Origin of the sequence: Jiangella anatolica (assembly GCF_003236295.1) — a bacterium.
GTDB lineage: Bacteria > Actinomycetota > Actinomycetes > Jiangellales > Jiangellaceae > Jiangella > Jiangella anatolica.
The window spans coordinates 1-20,437 of the sequence record NZ_POTW01000113.1 but is presented as its reverse complement, the minus strand read 5'-3'; the positions used below and the strand labels follow the sequence as shown (position 1 = coordinate 20,437).

Annotated in this window: 18 protein-coding genes; 3 read left to right on the top strand and 15 right to left on the bottom strand. The window is 72.9% G+C overall.

What is annotated here, in order from left to right:
* Positions 1-78 precede the first annotated feature (78 nt).
* From C1I92_RS29100 to sigE, 15 genes are all read right to left on the bottom strand, one after another.
* A complete protein-coding gene (locus C1I92_RS29100) occupies positions 79-1,581 on the bottom strand; it encodes a sensor histidine kinase (protein WP_111258133.1) in 1,503 nt (500 codons plus the stop codon).
* Positions 1,578-2,288 carry a response regulator transcription factor gene (locus C1I92_RS29095; protein ID WP_111258132.1) on the bottom strand — a complete coding sequence of 237 codons (711 nt, stop codon included), beginning with the start codon at positions 2,286-2,288 and terminating at the stop codon, positions 1,578-1,580. The genes C1I92_RS29100 and C1I92_RS29095 overlap by 4 nt, the downstream gene beginning before the upstream one ends.
* A gap of 96 nt (positions 2,289-2,384) precedes the next feature.
* Positions 2,385-2,699: a hypothetical protein gene (locus C1I92_RS29090; RefSeq protein ID WP_111258131.1), complete on the bottom strand. Its 315-nt coding sequence runs from the start codon at positions 2,697-2,699 to the stop codon at positions 2,385-2,387.
* Positions 2,700-2,772: 73 nt separating this feature from the next.
* Positions 2,773-4,869, bottom strand: a complete 2,097-nt coding sequence (locus C1I92_RS29085) for a glucosidase family protein (protein ID WP_111258130.1) — start codon at positions 4,867-4,869, stop codon at positions 2,773-2,775.
* 3 nt (positions 4,870-4,872) lie between these two features.
* Positions 4,873-6,117, bottom strand: coding sequence for an enolase C-terminal domain-like protein (locus tag C1I92_RS29080; protein WP_111258129.1), 1,245 nt, complete (start codon positions 6,115-6,117; stop codon positions 4,873-4,875).
* A gap of 16 nt (positions 6,118-6,133) precedes the next feature.
* The gene (locus tag C1I92_RS29075; protein WP_111258128.1) at positions 6,134-6,916 is read right to left on the bottom strand and encodes an SDR family NAD(P)-dependent oxidoreductase; all 783 of its coding nucleotides are present in this window, start codon (positions 6,914-6,916) and stop codon (positions 6,134-6,136) included.
* 9 nt (positions 6,917-6,925) lie between these two features.
* Positions 6,926-7,741 carry a carbohydrate ABC transporter permease gene (locus C1I92_RS29070; RefSeq protein WP_111258134.1) on the bottom strand — a complete coding sequence of 272 codons (816 nt, stop codon included), beginning with the start codon at positions 7,739-7,741 and terminating at the stop codon, positions 6,926-6,928.
* 7 nt (positions 7,742-7,748) lie between these two features.
* A complete protein-coding gene (locus tag C1I92_RS29065) occupies positions 7,749-8,687 on the bottom strand; it encodes a carbohydrate ABC transporter permease (RefSeq protein WP_111258127.1) in 939 nt (312 codons plus the stop codon).
* 26 nt (positions 8,688-8,713) lie between these two features.
* Positions 8,714-9,991 carry an ABC transporter substrate-binding protein gene (locus C1I92_RS29060; protein WP_111258126.1) on the bottom strand — a complete coding sequence of 426 codons (1,278 nt, stop codon included), beginning with the start codon at positions 9,989-9,991 and terminating at the stop codon, positions 8,714-8,716.
* Positions 9,992-10,079: 88 nt separating this feature from the next.
* Complete coding sequence (locus C1I92_RS29055) at positions 10,080-10,784, bottom strand: FadR/GntR family transcriptional regulator (protein ID WP_199521699.1); 705 nt, start codon at positions 10,782-10,784, stop codon at positions 10,080-10,082.
* A 184-nt stretch (positions 10,785-10,968) separates the two neighbouring features.
* Positions 10,969-11,739 (bottom strand): twin-arginine translocase TatA/TatE family subunit, encoded by a 771-nt coding sequence (locus C1I92_RS29050; protein ID WP_111258124.1) that lies wholly within the window; start codon positions 11,737-11,739, stop codon positions 10,969-10,971.
* A 58-nt stretch (positions 11,740-11,797) separates the two neighbouring features.
* Entirely contained in the window at positions 11,798-13,168 is a 1,371-nt protein-coding gene (locus C1I92_RS29045) for a S1C family serine protease (RefSeq protein WP_111258123.1), read from the bottom strand.
* 58 nt (positions 13,169-13,226) lie between these two features.
* Positions 13,227-14,330, bottom strand: coding sequence for a sigma-E factor regulatory protein RseB domain-containing protein (locus C1I92_RS29040; protein WP_146605326.1), 1,104 nt, complete (start codon positions 14,328-14,330; stop codon positions 13,227-13,229).
* Complete coding sequence (locus tag C1I92_RS29035; RefSeq protein WP_111258121.1) at positions 14,327-14,902, bottom strand: anti-sigma factor family protein; 576 nt, start codon at positions 14,900-14,902, stop codon at positions 14,327-14,329. Before C1I92_RS29035 ends, C1I92_RS29040 begins: the two co-directional genes overlap by 4 nt.
* Positions 14,899-15,540 carry an RNA polymerase sigma factor SigE gene (sigE, locus tag C1I92_RS29030; protein ID WP_111258120.1) on the bottom strand — a complete coding sequence of 214 codons (642 nt, stop codon included), beginning with the start codon at positions 15,538-15,540 and terminating at the stop codon, positions 14,899-14,901. Before sigE ends, C1I92_RS29035 begins: the two co-directional genes overlap by 4 nt.
* A gap of 187 nt (positions 15,541-15,727) precedes the next feature.
* On the opposite strand from sigE, the gene C1I92_RS29025 reads away from it, so the two are divergent.
* From C1I92_RS29025 to C1I92_RS29015, 3 genes are all read left to right on the top strand, one after another.
* Positions 15,728-16,369, top strand: coding sequence for an O-methyltransferase (locus tag C1I92_RS29025; RefSeq protein ID WP_438940541.1), 642 nt, complete (start codon positions 15,728-15,730; stop codon positions 16,367-16,369).
* A gap of 151 nt (positions 16,370-16,520) precedes the next feature.
* Positions 16,521-17,246: a hypothetical protein gene (locus tag C1I92_RS29020; RefSeq protein ID WP_111258118.1), complete on the top strand. Its 726-nt coding sequence runs from the start codon at positions 16,521-16,523 to the stop codon at positions 17,244-17,246.
* Between the two features lie 13 nt (positions 17,247-17,259).
* Positions 17,260-20,437: Ig-like domain repeat protein (locus tag C1I92_RS29015; protein WP_111258117.1), on the top strand; the 3,178-nt coding region annotated here is incomplete at its 3' end.

Sequence of the window (20,437 nt, the reverse complement as noted above, 5' to 3'; positions counted from 1 at the left end):
CAGCCACCGTCCCGCCCAGCCCCAGCGCCCGTCGCCGCGCGATCAGCCGGCGGCTCTGCGTCACCTCGTCGTTCACCGTCATGGTTCGACGGTGGCCGCCGCGGCTGAGCGGCGCCGTTGAGCCGGCTGTGGACCGGCTGTGAGGGCGGGCAGCCGGACGGTGAACGTCGTGCCGCTCGCGCCCTCGGCGGCGGTGCGGCTCGCCACGGCCACGGATCCGCGGTGTGCCTGCACGATCGCGTCGGCGATGGCCAGCCCCAGACCGGTGGAGCCGCCGGTGCGGCTGCGGGCGGTGTCGGCCCGGCTGAACCGCTGGAACAGCACCCGTCGCAGCTCGGCGGGCACGCCGGGGCCGTCGTCGCGGACCTCGACCACCACGTCGTCGCCGCTGAGCCGGCCCGACGTCCACACCGTGGTACCTGAAGGCGTGTGCACCCGGGCGTTGCCCAGCAGGTTCGCCAGCACCTGCCGCAGCCGGGCCTCGTCGCCCTCGACCAGCAGCGGGGCCGGCGACGGTCCCAGGTCCAGCCGCCAGGCGTGGTCCGGCCCGGCGGCGTGCGCGTCGGCGACGGCGTCGACCACCAGGCCGGCGAGGTCCACCGGGGCCCGCTCCAGCGGCCGGCCGGCATCGAGCCGGGCGAGCAGCAGCAGGTCGTCGACCAGCCCGGTCATCCGGCCCGCCTCCGCCTCGACCCGGCCGATCGCGTGCGTCGCCGACGCCGGCACGGCGTCCGGCGAGCGGCGCACCAGCTCGGCGTAGCCGCGGATCGAGGCCAGCGGCGTGCGCAGCTCGTGGCTGGCGTCGGCGACGAACCGGCGCACCTGCTGCTCCGACTCGTGCCGCGCCGACAGCGCCGACTCGACGTGCCCGATCAAGTGGTTCAACGCCGCGCCCACGCGGCCGACCTCGGTCCCGTCGGCCGCGAGGGCGGGCGGCACCCGCGGGATCGTGTCGACTTCACCACGATCCAGCGGGAGCTCGGTGACCTGGCGCGCGGCGGCCGCCACCCGGTCCAGCGGCCGCAGCGCCCGCCGGACCAGCACGGTCGCCGCACCCGCGGCGACCGCCACGCCGGCGGCGGCCAGCCCGACCTCCAGGCCCACGTACGAGCTCAGAGTGCCGGCGACGTCGGCGGTGCTCATGGCCGTGACGACGGGGTCGCCGCCGGTCATCGTGCCCACCGACCGGAACGTGCCCAGGCCGGGCAGCTCGACGGTGCGGATCACCCCGTCGCACGGCAGCCCGTCCAGCGCGGCGACCTGCGCGTCGTCGAGCGGCTGGAACTCGCCGGACTCGTCGAGATAGCCGGCCTGCTCGACCGCGCCGTCCTCGTAGTAGACCTCGACGGTGCCGGTCGCCTGACCGGGCGGAACGTGCGGGCCGCCCTCGCCGGACCCGAAGCCGGGACCCGGGCCGGCCGACTCCTTCGCCCGGTCCGCCGCCGCCAGCAGCTGGCTGTCCAACTGGTCGTACAGCGACGAGCGCAGCACCAGCGCCGACACGACCGCGAGCGCCGCCGTCACCGTCAGCACCAGCGCCACGACCGTCCAGACCAGGCGGCGGCGCAGCGGATGCCTCATGACCCGGCCGGCTTGAGCAGGTAGCCGACGCCGCGGAGGGTGTGGATCATCGGCTCACGACCCTTGTCGATCTTGCGCCGCAGGTACGAGACGTACAGCTCGACGATGTTCTCCTGCCCGCCGAAGTCGTACTGCCAGACGCGGTCCAGGATCTGCGCCTTGGACAGCACCCGGCGCGGGTTGCGCATGAGGAAGCGCAGCAACTCGAACTCGGTCGCGGTGAGCCGGATCGCCTCGCCGGCCCGCTCGACCTCGTGCGCGTCCTCGTCCATGACCAGGTCGCCGACGGCCAGCATCGACACCTCCGCCGGACGCGCCGTCCCGGCCCGGCGCAGCAGGCCGCGCAGCCGCGCCACCAGCTCCTCCAGGCTGAACGGCTTGGTGACGTAGTCGTCGCCGCCCGCGGTGAGCCCGGCGACGCGGTCCTCGACGGCGTCGCGTGCGGTGAGGAACAGCACCGGCACGCCGGGATGGTGCGCCCGGATCCGCCGCAGCACGCCGAGCCCGTCGACGTCGGGCAGCATGACGTCGAGCACGACTGCGTCCGGCGCGTCCTCGACCGCGGCCCGGATCGCGTCCTGGCCGGTGAGCGCGGTCGACGTCGTCCAGCCCTCGTAGCGCAGGGCGGCGGTGAGCAGCTCGGCCAGGTTCGGCTCGTCGTCGACGACGAGGATCCGCGGCGCCGGTGCGGGAGTCGGGTCCATCATGACTCCGGTCTATCCAGGCAGGTTGAGGAACGCCTGAGACGTTCCTGTGAACCTGCTGTGAGGCGGAGCCGCCGGGACGGCTCCGCCTCCTGTGGATCAGGTCGTCGCCGACGACTCCGTGGCGCCGTCCTCGGACTGCTGCTGCTCCTCGTCGCAGCCGGGACCGCCACGGCCCTCGCCCTGACCCGGCTGGCCCGGGCGGACCCGGTCCGGCGCCGTGGAGTCCGGCGACTCCGGCGTGCCGGACTCGCTGTCAGGCGCCGTCGACTCGCTGCTGTCCGGCGTGGACGTGCCGGAGTCGGCGGCCGCCGCGATGCCGTAGCCGCCGAGCAGCAGCCCGCCGGCGACGACGGCGGACACGATCGGCGTGCGCCAGCGCCGCAGCCGGTCCTGCGTCGTGCTCTGGGACATGGAACCTCCCCGTGGTGGGTGGAGCGCGCACCGGCTGGTGCACGTCCCCCGACCTTCGGTGGCGATCCTGTGCTCAGCCCAGCCCGGAGCTGTGCGTGCCCTGTGAATCCGTGACGCCGGTCGCGTCGACGTCGACCAGCCGGCCGCCGACGCGCAGGTTCCGCAGTCGGGCGCCCGGGTCGACGGAGTCCAGCCGGGACGTCACCGTGACCGACCCGTCGACATCCGGGCGGACGCCGAAGAACCCCTCGACCACCAGCGCGGACCACGAGCCGGCCGACGAGCAGGCCCAGTCGATGAGGTACGGGAACTGCGGCGGCGACTTCACCGCGCCGCCGTTGAGCGGTTCGGCCGCCTCCTCGACGAAGTGCGCCTGCCCGGGCGGGCCCTGGTTGGCCGTCCGCGCGAGCCCGGGGAGCCAGGCGGCGGCGACGTCGGGGCGGCCCAACTCGATCAGCGACCGGGCGGCGTCGGCCGGCCAGGCCGGGTAGGCGCCGTTCCACTGGTGGTCCGGCCGGACGCTGAACGCGGCGTCGTCGTCGTACGGCGACAGCGCCCGCATCCAGGACGGCGTCTGGAGCTCGCGGACGAAGAACTCGACCATCTCGTCGCGCCGCCGCTCGGACAGGTCGGCGGCGATCGTCATGCCGACGGTGGTGAAGTCGTAGCAGTGCCGCACCGGCAGCAGCCGCCCGTCGGGCTGCCGCGCGTGCCAGAACCCCTGGCCCTCGACGTACAGCTCGCCGACGTGCGGCACGAGCGCGTCGGCCTTGGTGCGCAGGTCGTCGGCCAGGCCGCCGTCGCCGCGCAGCGCCGCGACATCGGCGGCGGCCCGCAGGCACCACACGTTGGCGGCGTTGAGGCTGGCCACCTCGTGCACGTACGAGCTGACACACTCGAGCAGGTTGTCGATGCCGCCGTAGTCGGCCAGCGCGTGCTCCTTGCGGAACCCCTCCCAGGCGGTGGCCCAGTCGGCGACGTGCGCCGCGACCGGCCGGGCCGGCCCGTCGTGCGCGGCCAGCTCCACGTCGAGGAAGCCCGGCTCGCCGTTCCAGCGCACGTAGTCGCGGACCAGCCGGATCATCGCGTAGTCGTTGACGGAGTACCAGTAGCCGGCCGGCCCGCCGGTCTGCCACTCGGTGCCGAAGTGCCGGTGGATGTCCAGCGCGATCCAGTGCTCGATCTGCCGGCGCATCGGGACCGGGTCCAGCAGCGCGTGGATCATCGAGCTGAGGCTGAAGTCCCAGATGAACGTGGTGGTCTGCCAGTAGCGCGGCATCAGCGTGTCGTAGACGCGGCCGAGATGGCTGGCCGGGCTGTCGCGGCGGAACCAGATGACGCCGAGCACGCCCCACCAGTACAGCCGGCGCAGCGCGTCGTTCGACGTCTCCAGCGTCGGCACGTGCCCGCTGAACTGGTCGTTCCCGGGCGTGAACGCGGCGCGCAGGGTGTCGTCCCACAGCGTCCGCGCGGCGGCGACCTGCCCGGGCACGTCGGCGGCGACGGCGTCGAAGGTGGCCAGCGCGCCGTCGGCGTCGGTCCCGACGACGTGCACGTAGCCGAACCGGTACCGCTCGCCGGGCGCGAGCGCGACGTCGACCTCCAGCGACCGGTCGCCGGCCCGGGCGCCGTCGGCGTCGAGGCCCTGCACGCTCACCGCGGCGGTCGTGTGCGCACGGCCGAGCAGCGCCGCCCGTCCCGGCGCCGGCGCCAGCGCGTTCGGCTCCGACGGCGGCTCCGGCGCGCGCCACGGGCCGGCCTGCGTCACCGTCGAGGCGACCGACAGGCCCAGCCGGATCGGCCGCTCGGCGTCCGACGCGTTCGTCACCACGACGTCGACGACGACACCGTCGACCCCCGGCGGCGTGACCGTCGTCGACTCGATCGTCAGGTCGCCGAGGCTCGCGGACCGGACGACCCGGTCCGGCCGCCACTGGATCGTCACCGGCACGCCGTAGGAGCGGAACAGCCGGCCGTCGACCCACAGTGCGCCGGTGACCGTGTCGCCGTGCGAGACCGGCGCGAAGTTCACACTGCGCACCGCGGTGACGTCGTGGTCGACCTGCACCGCGCCGAGGAAGTTGGTCAGGCCGGGCGGGTTGACCATGTCGTCGTAGCGCTGGACGACCGGGTCGGAGGTGAAGTCGTCGACGGTCGGGATGAGCCGCATCGGTCAGTGTCCTCCGAGGTCGACCGGGCCGGTCAAGGTCGGGTCGGCCCAGTCCGAGTTGGGCAGCAGCGGGTACCAGCCGGGCCGGCCGGGGTCGCGGTCGTACGGGTAGCCGCCCAGCTCGCGGTAGAGCTCGGCGTACTCGGCGACCTTGTCGCGGTCCACCTCGACGCCGAGGCCCGGCCCGTCGGGCACGTCGATGCCGCCGTCGCGGTACCGGAACGGCCCGCCGGCGATGACGTCGCCGGTCAGGTGGTGGTAGTGCGCGTCGGCGGCGAAGGACAGGTTCGGCACGACGGCGCCCAGGTGCAGCATGGTGGCCAGCTGGACACCCAGCTCGCCGGACGAGTGCACCGCGACACCCAGCTGGAACGTCTCGCACACCGCGGCCGCCTTCAGGCACGGGCGGATGCCGCCCCAGAACGTCGTGTCGAGCAGGACGACGTCGACGGCGGGGTCGCGGACGTTCGCGGCCAGCTGCTCGAAGTTCACCACGACGGTGTTCGTGGCGATCGGGATCGACGTGCGCTCGCGGACCCGGCGCAGGCCGTTCATGCCCCATGTCGGGTCCTCGAGATAGTCGTTGCGCAGGCCCTCGATACCGGCGGCGAACCGGATCCCCTCCTCCGGCGACCACGCGCCGTTCGGGTCGTGCCGCAGCCGGTCGCGGGGGAACGCCTCGGCCAGCGCGTGGTAGCACTCCAGCTCGTAGTCCGGCGCGAAGACGCCGCCCTTGAGCTTGTGCACGGTGAAGCCGTGTGCGTCCTTCAGCTCGCGGGCGTGCGCGACCAGCTGCTCCGGGGTGCGCACCTCGCCGCTGCCGTCGGCCGCCGGGTAACGGAAGAACAGGTAGGCGGCGAACTCGACGTGGTCGCGGACCTTGCCGCCGAGGAGCTCGTGCACCGGCACGCCGAGGTGCTTGCCCTGCAGGTCCAGGCAGGCGAACTCGATGGCCGCGAGCAGCTGGGTGCGGTTGTTGTAGAGGCTGGCCGTCGGGTTGGCCAGCATGAACCGCAGCACCTCGGTGCGGGCCGGGTCGTGGCCGACGAGGTAGTCGCGCAGCGCGCGGACCGCGTCCTCGGCGCTCTGCCCGCCGCCGCCCATCTCGCCGAGGCCGACCAGGCCGTTGTCGGCCTCGACCTCGACGAGGGTGCGGACGAACCGGCCCCAGTGCGCGCCGTTGCTGTGCCGTAGCGGCGCCTCCAGCGGCACCGTCACGGTGGTGGCGCGCACGTCGACGATCTTCACGAGCTCTGGTCCCCCTTCAGGACTCGGGCAGGGCCACCGGCAGGCCGGCCCGCAGGCCGCCGTCGACCACCAGGTCGGCGCCGGTGACGAAGCTCGCCCGTGGACTCGCCAGATAGGCGACGGCGTCGGCGACCTCGGCCGCCCGGGCCACCCGGCCCAGCGGATGCGAGCGGCCCCACTCGGCGACGACGTCGTCGGCCGGGCGGTCGCCGGCGTACAGGTTCGCGGCCCAGCGCAGCATCGGCGTGTCGACGGAGCCGGGCAGGACGGCGTTGACGCGGACGCCGTCGGCCGCGTGGTCCAGCGCCATCGAGCGGACCAGCGCCACCAGCGCGCCCTTCGACGCCGCGTACGCCGCGACCCGGGTCTGCGACTGGTACGACTGCACCGACGCGACGACCACGACGGCGCCACCGTCGCCGGCCCGCAGCAACGGCATGAGGAAGTGGCAGACGGCGAACACACCGCGCAGGTTCACGCCGATGACCTCGTCGAACAGCTCCATACTGGTCTCTTCGACGGTGCCGTAGCGCTGGATGCCGGCGGCACAGACCAGCGTGTCGATGCTGCCGTGCGCCGCCGTCAGCTCGGCGGCGCACCGCTCCACCGCCTCCGCGTCGGACACGTCCAGTCGCATCGTCCGCACCTCGCCGTCGAGGTGCGCGGTCTCGGCGGCGAGCCGGTCCAGCGCGGCGGCGTCGCGGTCCAGCGCCACCACCAGTTCGCCGTCGCCGGCCAGCCGCTCGACGACGGCCCGGCCGATGCCCGCGCCGCCGCCGGTCACCACGGCCACTCTCATCGCACGCTCCTAGAACTGGCCGAGGCTGAGGCCCCGGCTGAAGATCCGCTGGGTGGACAGGAACAGCACCACGGTCGGCAGCGACACCAGCAGCCCACCGGCCAGCACCGCCGTCAGCTGCAGTCCACCGTAGGTGTCCTGGAGCGCGGCCACGGCCGTCATCAGCGGCCGGACCTCGGTGGACTGGCTCAGCGCCAGGCCCAGCAGCAGGTCGTTCCAGACGAACGTGGCCTGCAGGATGAACACCGCGACCAGCGCGCTGGTGGACATCGGCAGGTAGATGCGCCAGAAGATCCGCCAGGTGCTGGCGCCGTCCACGACCGCCGCCTCGAACACCTGGTGCGCGATGCCGCCGAGGAAGTTGCGCATGACCAGCGCCGCGAACGGCACGGTGATGGCGGTGTAGATGGCGATCATGCCGAGCCGGCTGTCGTAGACGCCGGCCTCGACGTACCCGACGAACAGCGGCATCAGGATCATCTGCAGCGGGAAGACCGTGCCGCCGAACACCAGCACGAACCAGAAGAAGCCGTGCTTCAGCCGCAGCGCGACGATGGCGAAGCCGATGGCGGCGCCGATGAGCACGGCCAGCGCCGGCCCGACGATGCTGTAGAGCAGCGTGCTGCTGACCGCGTCGCCCAGGCCGCCGATCTCCCAGGCCTCGCGCATGTTGTCGAACAGGGCGAAGTCGCCGATCGGGCGCCACACCTGGTCGGCGGCGTACTGGGCGGGATCTTTGCTGGCGTTGACCAGCAGCAGGTAGATCGGCGCCAGCCAGATCAGGCCGAGGACGATCAGGACGGCGGGACGCAGGATGCGTGCGATCATCGGCTCACACCGTCCGCTCGGACGACAGCTGGCGGCGCAGGTAGGTGATGGCGGCGAGGAACGTCACGATGCTGAGGAACACCGCGACCGCGGACCCGGCGCCGTACGCGCTGTTCACGAACGTCTCCTCGTACATCGTCACCGCGAGGGTCTCGGCGTTGCGGCCCGGGCCGCCCTTCGTCATGACCCACACGATGTCGAACGTCTTCAGGCTGCTCACCAGCGACAGCCCGATCACGACGGTGGTCATCGGGCGCAGCATCGGCCAATGCATGTGGCGGAACATCCGCCAGCCGGACGCGCCGTCGAGCCGGGCCGCCTCGATCGGCTCACGCGGGATCGACTGCAGCCCGATGACGTACATCAGCGCGATCACCCCGCTCTGCTGCCAGGCCGACGCCGCGATCATCACGAGCGTGTTCAGCGGCGCGTCGCTGAGCCAGCGCAGGTCGGCGCCGGGCAGGCCGAGCGCGTCCAGCGCCTGGCTCAGCCCGCCGCCGTTCTGCAGCACGAACCGCCAGACCACGCCGACCGCGACGCCGGAGATCGCGTAGGGGATGAGGAACGGCAGCCGCAGCCAGCTGCCGAACCGCATCCCGAACGACAGCACCGCGATCAGCAGACCCAGCCCGACCGGGACGGTGATGCTGCCGACCACCCAGATCAGGGTGTTGCGCACGGACGTGGCGAAGTTCGGGTCGTCGAACATCGCCCGGTAGTTGTCCAGGCCGACCCACGACGGCGAGCCGAGGCCGTTGTACTCGGTGAAGCTGATCCAGGTCGTCCAGAGGAACGGCAGGTACAGCAGGACCGCCACCACCAGGACGGCGGGCACGCTGAAGCCGCGCGCGGGCCAGCCGTACGGGTTCCGGCGCCGCCGCCGCGACTCGGCTGCTGCCGAGCCGGACGGCGTCGTGGGTGCGGCCGTGGCCGGCGCGGACATCGCTCGTTCCCTTCGGTGCGCGGGCCTCAGCCCTGCTCGGCCCAGTAGGCATCGGCCTCGGCCTGGATGGTCTCCAGGATCGGCATCGGGTCGCCCGGGCTCGTGACGAACGCGCCGAAGCCGTCCAGCGCCGCGGTCAGCACCGGCGTCGGCGTCGCCTCGAAGTAGCGCTCCAGCAGCCGGACGCCGTCGCTGGTGGACTGCTCGTTCAGCTCGGCCAGCGTCTCGTCCTGCACCAGCGCCTTCGGGTTGAAGGACACGTCGCCGCGGGCGTTGGCCCACGCCGTCTGCGCCTCCTCGGTCATCCACCACTCGGCGTACTGCAGCGCGGACGTCTCGTTCTCGGCGTCCTTCGCGGTGCACATCGGGCCGGTCTCGAAGATCAGCGAGGTCTGCGGCAGGTCCGGGTTCACGTTCGGGATGACGAAGAAGTCGTAGTCGGTGCCCGACACCATGTCCACGGAGTTGAGCTGGCCACTGAGGAACGTACCGAAGTTGATCATCGCGACGGTGCCGTTCTTCAGCTGGTCCTGCGGCGCGGTCTGGTCACCGGGGTCGCCGAAGTAGCCGTCCTCGAGCATGCCGCGCCACTGCTCCATCACCTCGACCACGCCCGGGTCGGTGTAACTGGCCTCGCCGGTCGACAGCGCGGTGTAGAGATCGGGATCGGTGCCGGCCAGCAGCGTCTGGAACCAGACGAAGGAGAACAGGATGTTGGTCTCGTAGAACGGGGCGACGCCGTTGGCCCTGAGGGTGTCGGCGACGGTCATGAGCTCGGCCCAGCTGGTCGGCTCGGTGAGCCCGTACTGGTCGAACAGCGCCTTGTTGTAGTACATGACCCAGTAGGCGGCGTTCATCGGGACGCAGTACTGCTCGTCGTCGATCGTGAAGTGCTCGCGCAGCGCCTCCGGCACGTCGCCGTTGTCGATCGCGTCCTGCCAGATGTCCGTCGTCGGGGCCAGCAGGTCCTCCGCGACGAGATCCTCCAGCTCACTGCCGGTGTGCCAGGTGAACAGGTCGGGTTTCTCGTCGGTCCGGAACGACTGCCGGATGAAGGCCGAGTACTGCTCGGCGTCGGAGTAACCGGTGAAGTCCAGGCCCAGCCCCAGGCTGGTCTCGGACACGTCGGACACCTCCAGGAACTGCGGCTCCCAGGCGCCCTTGTCGGTGTAGAAGTTGATCATCCCGGGACCGGACGCGTCGCCGGAGCCACCGCCGTCGCCGTCGTCGTCCCCGCCGCCGCACGCGGCCAGGACCAGCGTCGACGCCGCCAGCGCCGCCACCACACTGTGACGCATTCTCACGTGAACTCACCTCATTGCAATCAGGTATGACACAGGGAACAACCCGTCAGCAGGTGCTCATGACAGGGAACGACGCAGGGACCGGCGGCTACTGCCGTAAGTCGGGTCTCCTGCTGCGGATCGCCTCGATGACGTTGTCGAGGTGCTCCTTGCTCGCGCGGTAGGCCTCGTCCGCGTCACCGTCGAGCACCGCCCGGGCGATGCGCTGGTGCTCGGCGAAGTCCACGTCCTCGTCGCCGTGCAGACGCAGGATCTCGCGCTGCTCGTGGCCGTGCACCAGCACGATCGAGTCCACGACCTCGGCCAGCACGGTGTTGCCGGAGGCCTGCGCCACGGCCCGGTGGAAGTCGAGGTTGACCACCCAGAGCCGCTCGTTGCGCTCGAGCAGGCAGCGCTCGGCCTCCCGCAGCGTCTCGGTGATGCGCTCGACGCCGCCGGGGTCGCGGACGGTGGCGCCCATGGCCGCGATCGGCGGCTCGATGGTGCTGCGGGCCCGCAGCAGATCCACCAGGCTCTCGCTGGTCAGCAACGGCCCGTGCGGGTTCGGCAGCACCGAGCGGCCGACGTTCTCACCTACGTACACGCCGGACCCGTGCCGCAGTATGACCACGCCCATCGCCTCGAGGCGGCGCAGCGCCTCGCGCATGGTCGGCACGGCGACGGCGAACCGCTCGGCCATCGACCGGACGGTGTCCATCTGGGCGCCCGGCTCGAGGCGGCGCTCCCGGATAAGCTGGACGACGCCGCCGGCCAGCTCATCGGCCAGCGTCCGGCGCGCTTCCCCGGCAGTCACAACCCCATCCCCTTCCATGGCGATGGAGTGATTAGATCACTTAATCACTTTCCTGTCGAGACCCACCCCCAGAAACACGTTGATCATGGAGAAATCGGGCTTCCCGGCGCCGGGAAGCCCGATTTCTCCATGATCAACTTTGTGGCCGCACGAGGCGGGGATGTGGGGCGCGGACGGACGAGCGTCAGGTGGCGTCCGGGTCGAACCTCGGCGACCGGGCCGCCTCTGCGGCGACGGACTCCGGCTCCGACGCCGCCGCACCGTTCGGCGACGCAACGCCGTTCGGCGACACCGCACCGTTCTGCGACACTGCGGCCTTCTTCGCCGCCGCGCTCGTCTTCTTCGCCGCGGTCGTCTTCTTCGCCGCGGTCGTCTTCTTCGCCGCGGTGGTCTTCTTCGCCGCGGTCGCCTTCTTCGCGGTCGCGGTCTTCTTCGCCGCCGTCGTCTTCTTCACGGCCGTGCCGTTCTGGGTCGGTTCGGCGGCGGCCGCGGGCGGCTGGGCCGGGACGTCCTCCATGGGCGGCGGCGGGACGTCCTCCTCCGGCTCCGGCGGCACGTCCGCCGACGGCGGCGGCACGTCGACGGTCTCGCCGGCGCGCTCCGTCGCGCCGCCGGTCGAGGCCGACCGCGCCGACGGGCGGCTCCCGTTCCCGTTGGCGCGCCCCGAGGAGTTCTCGTCCTCGTCGTCGAGACCGAGGTCGATGCCGTCGAGGACCTTCTGGCGCACGAACGACTTGGGGTTGCGCAGGTCGGACAGCGTCTTCAGGTCCTCTTTGTCGATGCCGAGGTCGCCGACGCTGCCGGAGAGGTCCTTGCGCGCGTTGGCCACCATCGCGCGCAGGTCACGGACGAAGCCGGCCGCCTGCCGAGCCATCTCGGGCAGCCGGTCCGGGCCGAAGACGAGCAGGGCGACGACGAGCAGGACGAACACCTCGCCGATACCTATGTCGAACACTGCCCGCTCCCACGTCCGCTATGTACGTGCATCCGTCCCCGCAAGACTACGTGCCGCGTCAACCGACTGCCGAGCCCAGGGTGAGCGTGAATTCGAGCTCCTCGCCGTCGCGGTCGACGACGACGGTGATCTCGTCGCCGGGCTGGTGGGCGCGCAGCCGGACGATCAACTCGGCCGGGGTGCGGACCTGCTCGCCGTCGACCTCGACGACGACGTCGCCGGAGGCGATGCCGACCTCGTCGGCCGGCCCGCCGGGCGTCACGCCGGGGCCGTTGGTGCCGTCCTCGGCCACCCGCGCGCCGGTGCCGACGAAGCCGTTGTCGAGCAGCACGCCCATGACCGGGTAGACCGCCTCGCCGTCGGCGATCAGTTGCTGCGCGGTCCGCTGCACCTGCTCGATCGGGATGGCGAAGCCGAGCCCGATGGAGCCGGCCTGCTCGCCCATGCCGAGGCTGGCGATGGCGGAGTTGACGCCGATGACGCGGCCGCTGGAGTCGACCAGCGGGCCGCCGGAGTTGCCGGGGTTGATCGCGGCGTCGGTCTGCAGCGCGTTGATGTAGGACTGGTCGTCCTCGCCGCCGGCGGTGACCGGCCGCTCCAGCGCGGACACGATGCCGCTGGTGACGGTCGCGTCCAGGCCGAGCGGGCTGCCGATCGCGACGACCGGGTCACCGACGGCGACGGAGCGGGAGTCGCCGAAGACGACCGGCTGCAGGTCATCGGCGTCGACGCGCAGGACGGCGATGTCGTAGCTGGGGCTGGTGCCGACCAGCTCGGCCTCGAGCCGGCGGCCGTCGAAGAGGGCCAGCTCGATGCCGCCCTCACCGGCGGTCGCGATGACGTGGTTGTTCGTGATGACGTAGCCGTCCTCGGAGATGACGAAGCCAGACCCGCCGGCGTCGGCCACGCTCACCGACACGACGCTGGGCAGCACGCTGGCGGCCACGCCCGCGATCGACTCCGGCGGCCGCTCGACCAGGCCGGCCGGGTCGGCGCCGAGGACGGTGACGGTGCCAGGCCGGCTGCCGTCGTCGTCGTCGAGCGACTCCGCGACGAGGCCGCCGGCGGCGCCGGCGCCCAGGGCCAGCACGAGGATGCCGAGGGTGGCCAGGCCGCGGCGCTTCTTCGGCGGCCGCCGGTGCCCGGCGCCGTCGGCCGGCGTCAGCGGCACGGCCGGCGCACCGGTCCCCGCCGCCGGCGAGCCGGCCGTACCGGCCGAGCCCGCAGCGACGTACCGGCTCCAGCCGTCGCCCGCCGCCGGCGCCGCGGCCCCGTCGGCAGCGAGCGGCCGGGTGGCGGCGGCGTTCGCCGCGGGCGCCGCGCGGCTCGTCTCGTCGGAGTACTGCCACGCGCCACCCGCCCAGGGGTCGGCGCTCGTCCGCTGCTCCGGGGACGTCGTCTGACCCAGACCGGTCCAGCCTGCCTTCATGCCGGCATTCTCCCAGCCCGTGGCGCGCGATGCACCGCCCGGTCCGGTATGGCGACGATCAGTCGAACGGGTTGAACCACGAGCCCACCCGATCCGCGCCCCGGCCGATGCGGTCGAAGAAGCCGTCCTTCTTCTCCTCCTGGCTGGCGACCGGGTCGGGCGGCAGCTGCTCGAGCAGCTCGCGGACGGTGTCGAGCGGCGCCTCGGCGACGACGGTGATGACGCGGCCGTCGCTGGACCACGTCAGCCGGGCCGGCGGGCCGGGCCGGGTGTAGACGACGCCCTCGTCGAAGTCGGCGGTGTCGTAGCCGTCGAGCTGATCGGGGTCGAGCCAGCCGGACTGCTCGAACACCGACACCGTCATGACGCCGTCGGAGTAGCTGAGCTGGATCGCGTCGCCGACCCGCCGCGCCTCGTAGAGGTCCATGCCCTGGCCGAGCGACCCGGGGCAGTGCCAGCCGTCCTCGCGCAGGTCCTCGATGTCGTCCCAGCGCAGCATCGAGTCGTCACGGGAGTCGACCGCCGGGTCGACGCCGTCGGCGGTCTTGCAGCAGGTGGCCGGGCCCCCGATGGCGATGGTGACGAACGCGCTGGCCGACAGCGTGTAGCCGTCGGTGGTGTAGGACTCGCGTCGGAGCGGCAGCGCGGTCTCGCGGTCCAGCCACAGCCGCGCGGCGACCGAGCCGTCGCTGCGGAACGCCTCGACGACGGTGGTGTAGCGGCCGGCGACGGCGTCCTCACCGGCCACCCGGACGGTGTAGGCGCCGAGCAGGAGGTCGGCCGGGTCCTCACCGGCCAGCCAGCGCGACGCGGTGCGGCCGTCGAGGATGGCGGACTGGCGGTCGTGCAGGCTGATCTCGGTCTGCCCGCCCGCGGCGTGCCGGACCTGGACGACGGCGCTGGTCGACGCGGCGGACTGGGTCAGCGCGGACCAGGTGGAGACGTATTGGGTGCCGCTGTACGAGACGTGCTCGCCCGCCGCGGCGGACTGCCGCAGCAACTGCACCGCCCACGGATCGTCGCCGACGTCGCGCGAGGTGGCCGGGACCGCCTGCACGAACACGGCGAGCGCGCCGACCAGCAGGGGCATGGCCAGGACCGGCACGACCAGGGCGGCCAACCCGCCGGTCCTGCCGTGCCCGACGCGGTTGCCCAAGCTCACCAGCCGTCTCCGGTGGAACTGTCGGTGGTGACGAGCAGGGAGGCGGGCTCGACGAAGGGCAGCCCGCCGGTGGAGCGGGCGTGCTCGACGGTGAACTGCTCCAGCGGCGGCACCACGCTGACCGGGGTGTCCGGTGTGCCCGGCGAGTTGCCGGTGCTGCCGAGCGAGGCCAGCAGGATCAGCATCGCGCCGGTGGTGCACATGCCCAGCGCGACCACGCGGACGGCGCGGACGCGGCGGGCGGACCGGGCGCCGGGACGCGCGCCGGACGGGCCGGACGGCGGGCGCGAGTCGCGCGGACGCCAGCCGGCCACCGGCGCCGGCGTGGCCGACGACGGGGGCGCGGGCGGCAGCGGCTCGCCCGGCTCGGCCAGTGCCAGCAGGCTGGACAGCAGCTTCTCCGACGGCGCGACGTCGGGCAGCGAGCGCAGCGCGTTACGGGCGTCACGCTCGAGGTCGACGGCCTCGCGGCAGTGCGCGCACACCGTCAGGTGGACCAGGGCGCGGTCGCGTTCGTCGTGTTCGAGGCGGTCATCGACGAGGTCGCTGATCCGCTCGTCGAGGTGTCTCATGCGGGATCTCCGTGTTCACGGGGCGCGTCGGCCTCGTGCTCCTCGAGGCCGAGCGCGCGGGCGTCGTCGGGCGCACGGTGGTCCAGCGCGGCGCGCAGCTGCGCCCGGCCGCGGTGGATGCGGCTGCGGACCGTGCCGAGCTTGATGCCCAGGGTGGCCGCGATCTCCTCGTAGGACAGCCCCTCGATGTCGCACAGCACCACGGCCGCGCGGAAGTCCGGCGGCAGCGCCTCCAGCGCCTTCTGGATGTCGGCCTCAAGCATGCTGTCGGTGATGACGCGCTCGGGCGTGGGCTCGCGGCCGTGCAGCCGCTCGGCGGCGTCGTCGGCCAGGGCGTCGAACCGGATGCGCTGCTTGCGGCGGACGGAGTCGAGGAAGAGGTTCGTGGTGATGCGGTGCAGCCAGCCCTCGAACGTGCCAGGCGTGTAGGAGGACAGCGAACGGAAGACCCGGACGAACACGTCCTGCGTGAGGTCCTCGGCGTCGTGCGCGTTCCCGGTCAGACGGTAGGCCAGCCGGTAGACCCGTCCAGAGTGCTCGCGGACGATCTCTTCCCAGCTCGGCGGCGTCCAGGTCTCAACGTCGGCCACCCGGGATCCTTCCTCGACACGGCTCGTCGGCACGAGCGCTAGGTCCATGGTCACCCATTGCCCCTTTCGTGGCCAATCAGGGAAGCCCCCCATCTATTCCTGACGTTCCCTGTCCTCCAGAACGATCCGGGACGCCCAGGAGGTTCCGGTCCCACGATGCGGATGCTTGACGGCCTAAGCTCTGGACTGACACAGTTCGCGCGCGACAGAGCACGTTCCGGACCTGGAGGCCGTCATTACCACCGCCATCACGCCGGAGTCGTGGGCCTACGCGGAGGCCTACCTCGACGAGGACCACATCGTCGGCCGCGCCCGGCAGCGCGCCGCGGAGGTCGGCGCCGTGCCCGTCGGGCCCGGCGCCGGGGCCGCGCTGCGCATGCTGGCCGCCGCGCTCGACGCCCGCACCGTCGTCGAGGTCGGCACCGGCTGCGGTGTCTCCGGCCTCTACCTGCTCTCTGGCATGCGCGCCGACGGCGTGCTGACCAGCGTCGACATCGAGTCCGAGCACCAGCGGCTGGCCCGCGAGGCGTTCAGCGAGGCGAACGTGCCGGCGAACCGCACCCGGCTGATCGCCGGCGCCGCGCTGGAGGTGCTGCCGCGGCTCACCGACGCCGCCTACGACCTCGTGTTCTGCGACGGCGACAAGACCGAGTACAGCGACTACCTCCAGCAGGCGCTGCGGCTGCTGCGTCCCGGCGGCGTGGTGGCCTTCGACAACGCGCTCTGGCACGACCGCGTCGCCGACTCCGCGCAGCGCGACCCGGACACCGTCGCGATCCGCGAGCTGGTCCGGCTGGTCCGCGAGGACGACCACCTGGTGCCGGCGCTGCTGCCGGTCGGCGACGGCCTGCTCGTCGCCGTAAAGCGCGCCGACTAGCTCTCGGCCCGACTTGTCCCAATAGTTCACCGCGCCGACCGGGCCCGGCCACCTGGCCGCCCCGCTCGGGTCGAGGACGGCCGCCAGGCTCGGCACCTGTTGGCCGCCCGGGTCCGCCGGGCCGCCCAGGATCCTCGCGGGAGGCACCGGCGTGGCACCAGGTCGCTGGCCGCTGCGCGCTGGCGCCGCTCTCGCGGCCCTGGCCACCGGCGTTCTAACCGCCGGCGTCGCGCAGGCGCACCCGTTCGGCGATCCGCAGACCGTCCAGATCGGCGCCGACGGCGACACCGTCCAGGTCACCTGGCGGGCGGCCCTCGACGACCTGTCCGCGCTGGCGATCGAGCTGCGGGTGGTCGAGTCGGGCCGGACGTTCGTCTACCAGGACGGCGCGCTGGTCCCGGAGGAGTCCGACCCGACCGACGTCGACGCGCTCGTCGCGGCGCCGGAGTTCGCCGACTATCTGCTGGACCGTATCCGGGTCAGCGCCGGCGGCCGGGACTGCGCCGGGACCGTCGCCTCGCTCGACCGGCTCGCCGACGACGGCGCCGAGCTCGCCTTCGCCTGCGCCGCGCCCGTGAGCACGGCCGAGGTGTCGATCTCGACGCTGACCGACCTGCACGAGGCCTACCGCACGCTCGCGACCGGCAGCGGCGACCAGGGACACGTCTACACGCTGGCCGACGACACCGCCGAGTGGACGTTCGACCCCGACGACGCGCCCGCGGCCGCCGCCGGCGCCGGCCTCGCCCGGCGGGCGCTGCCGCAGGTGGCCGTCGTGCTCGCCGCGGTGGCCGCGATCGCCGGCGCCGTGACTCTCCTCGTACGCCGCCGGCGCCCGGCGCCCGGCGGCGTCAGCACTACTCACCCGCAGAACTGAGGAGCGAACACCCGTGGCATCGCATCCCCACCATCATCGACGGCGCCGCACGGCGCTGTCCGTCGGCGCCCTGGGCCTGCTGGTCGCCGGCCTGTTCGTGCCGCCCGGCCAGGCCACCCAGGACGTGACGGTCTCCGGCCCCGTGACGACGTCCGCGCCGGTCGTGGTGCCCGAGGCGGACGTCCTCGACGTCGACTTCGAGGACGGCACGCCGGTCGAGCACACCCAGAACCTGCCCGCTCGCACGGTCGGCGCTCCGGTCTACGGCGCCGACCCGGGTGTGCCGGGCACGATCGCGACGTTCGACGGCGACGACGCGCTGACGTACCCGTTCACCGCGCAGTGGAGCAAGCTGACCACGTCGTTCAGCGTCGAGTGCGTGTTCCGGTTCAACGGGAACAGCCCGGACCAGCACGGCAACGTCTGCTCCGACGCGGAGGGCGGCGGCGTCGCGATCGACGTCGGCGGCGGTGTGATGGAGGTGTGGGCGCACATCGGCGGCGCCTACAAGCGGATCAACGCCCGGCTGGAGCCGGGCCGCTGGTACCACGCGATGGCGGTGTGGGACGGCTCCACGCTGTTCCTGTACGTCAACGGCCAGGTGGCGGCGCAGGTCGCCGCGACGGGGGCGCTGCGGCCGCCGCCGGTGCACGCGCAGAACTGGGCGATCGGCGCCGACGCCGCAGGCAACGGCGGCATCCAGTCCTACAGCCTGTCGTCGGTCGAGACCGCGCGGGTCTACAGCCAGGCCCTGACCGCGGAGCAGGCCGCCGTCGCCGCCGACGCCGCCTTCGAGGACGAGGACTCGGTGGTGACGCTGCTGACGCCCCGGCCGGGCGAGCAGATCGGCGGCGGCACCGTCGCGCTGACCGGCGTGCTGACCCGGCCCGCGGAGGTGACGTACCGGCTCGACGGCGGCGACACGGTGTCGCTGGGCCAGGTCGACGGCACGTTCGACGCCCAGCTCACCGACGTCGCGACCGGGACGCACACCCTCGAGGTCACCGCGACGGCCGACGGCGGCGCGACCGAGACCGAGACGGTCGAGTTCAGCGTCGACGCCACCGGGCCGGAGATCACCGTGCGCTCGCCGCTGGACGGCCGGACCTACGACGGCGTGACGGTGACCGTGGACGTCGTGGCCGACGACCCGGCCGGCGTCGACTCGCTGGAGCTGGTGCTTGACGGCGAGCCGATCGAGAACGGCGCCGTCATCGACCCGGAGACGGTCGCCGACGGCGAGCACACGCTCGTCGCCACCGCCGTCGACGGGCTCCTCAACACCGGCACGAGGACCGTCACGTTCAGCACGGCCGGGAACCAGCCGGACGCGCCGGCCGTCCCCACGCCCGCCGACGGCGCGACCGAGGTTCCGGCCGCCACCGAGCTGTCGGTCACCGCGACCGACCCGAAGGGTGACGTGCTGGACGTCGAGTTCAAGCGCGGCTACGAGGCCGGCGGCGCCGCCGTCGTCCGCGAGGGCTCGTCTGCGAACGCCGAGCCGGGCCGCGGCACCGGCGACCCGGCCACCGACGCCAATGCGGTCGCCGACGCGGACGGCGTGTCCGTCACGACCAGCGCGGAGGGCGCCTACCCGTTCCAGCAGTTCGAGGTCGCCGTCCCGGCCGACATCGACGCGTCGCGGTTCACCGTCGAGTGGTCCGGCGAGGTCCCGGCGGGGCATCGCGCGGAGCTGTCGGTGTGGAACCACCTGACGCGATCCTGGCAGCTGCTGGCCGAGGGCGACGGCGGCGCGCCCGTGACGCTGAGCGGCGAGGCGCTGGTCGACGAGACCGTTCGCGACGGCGTGGCGCAGGTGCTGGTCCAGGACGCCGGCGCGGCCGTCGTCGACGATGACGAGGTCGTCTCGTTCGCGTGGATGAGCGACACCCAGTGGTACTCCAACAAGGAGCCCGAGACCTACCAGAAGATGGTCGACTGGGTGATCGCCAACCGCGGGGCGAAGGACCTCAGCTACGGCGTCCACACCGGCGACATCGTCCAGATCCCCAACGCCGCCATCGAGTGGTCGCGCGCGTCGCAGATTATGAAGACCTGGGACGACGCCGGCTTCCCGTACGGCCTGGTGCCGGGCAACCACGACGACGTCGGCGGCGGCGAGTACGGGCCCTACCGCCAGCACTTCGGCGCGGACCGCTACGAGGACAACCCCTGGTACGGCGGCACGGAGAGCGACAACGTCCAGCACTACGACGTGCTGTCGACGCCGCGGGCGGACTTCCTCGTCGTGTACATGGACTGGACGCTCGACGACGCCGAGATCGCGTGGGCCAACGAGGTGATCCGCGCGCACCCGGACCACAACGTGATCATCGCGACGCACTGGTACATCGGCGCCGGCGGCGCGTTCACCGGTCCCGGCCAGCGGATCTTCGACGAGGTCGTGGTGCCGAACGAGAACGTCGACCTGGTGCTGTGCGGGCACATCCACAACACCGCCTACAACATCAAGCACCTCGAGGACGGCCGGGTGGTCGTCGAGGTCCTCTACGACACCCAGGAGCTGCCGACCGCCGGCGGCGGCTGGATGCGGACCATCGACTTCGACACCACCGAGCGCACCATGACGCACGACTCGTTCTCGGTGCTGACGCCCGAGGCGGACAGCGCGTTCGGCGACCCGGCGGCGGAGAACTTCACCACGCCGCTGCAGCTGGACACCCCGACGCGCAGCGTCGCGACCGACCGCGTCGGCGTGAGCGCCTGGGGCGACGCGTCGCTCGGTGCGGCCGCGGACGTGGCCTCCGGCGAGCGGGCCACTGTCGCCGTCGACGGGCTGGCGCCGAACACCACCTACCAGTGGTACGCGCGGGCGACCGACGCCGACGGCTACTACGCCACGTCGCCGATCTGGTCGTTCACCACGGGCGCCGGCGTGGGCTCGACCCCGGCCGAGGTGACGGTGCCGGCGGTGACCGCGACCTACGGGACGCCGGTGCAGGTGTCGGCGACGGTGGCGCCGGCAGCGGCGACCGGGACGGTGACGTTCACGACGGCCGGCGGCGCGGAGTGTGCCGCACCGGTGGCGTCCGGTGCGGCGAGCTGCTCGCTGGGCGTCCTGGACGCGGGGACGCACGAGGTGTCGGCGCAGTACTCCGGCGACACCGAGTACGCGCCGTCCACCGGCGCCGCGCGGCTGACGGTGCGGCGGGCGGCGGCGGGGTTCGCGG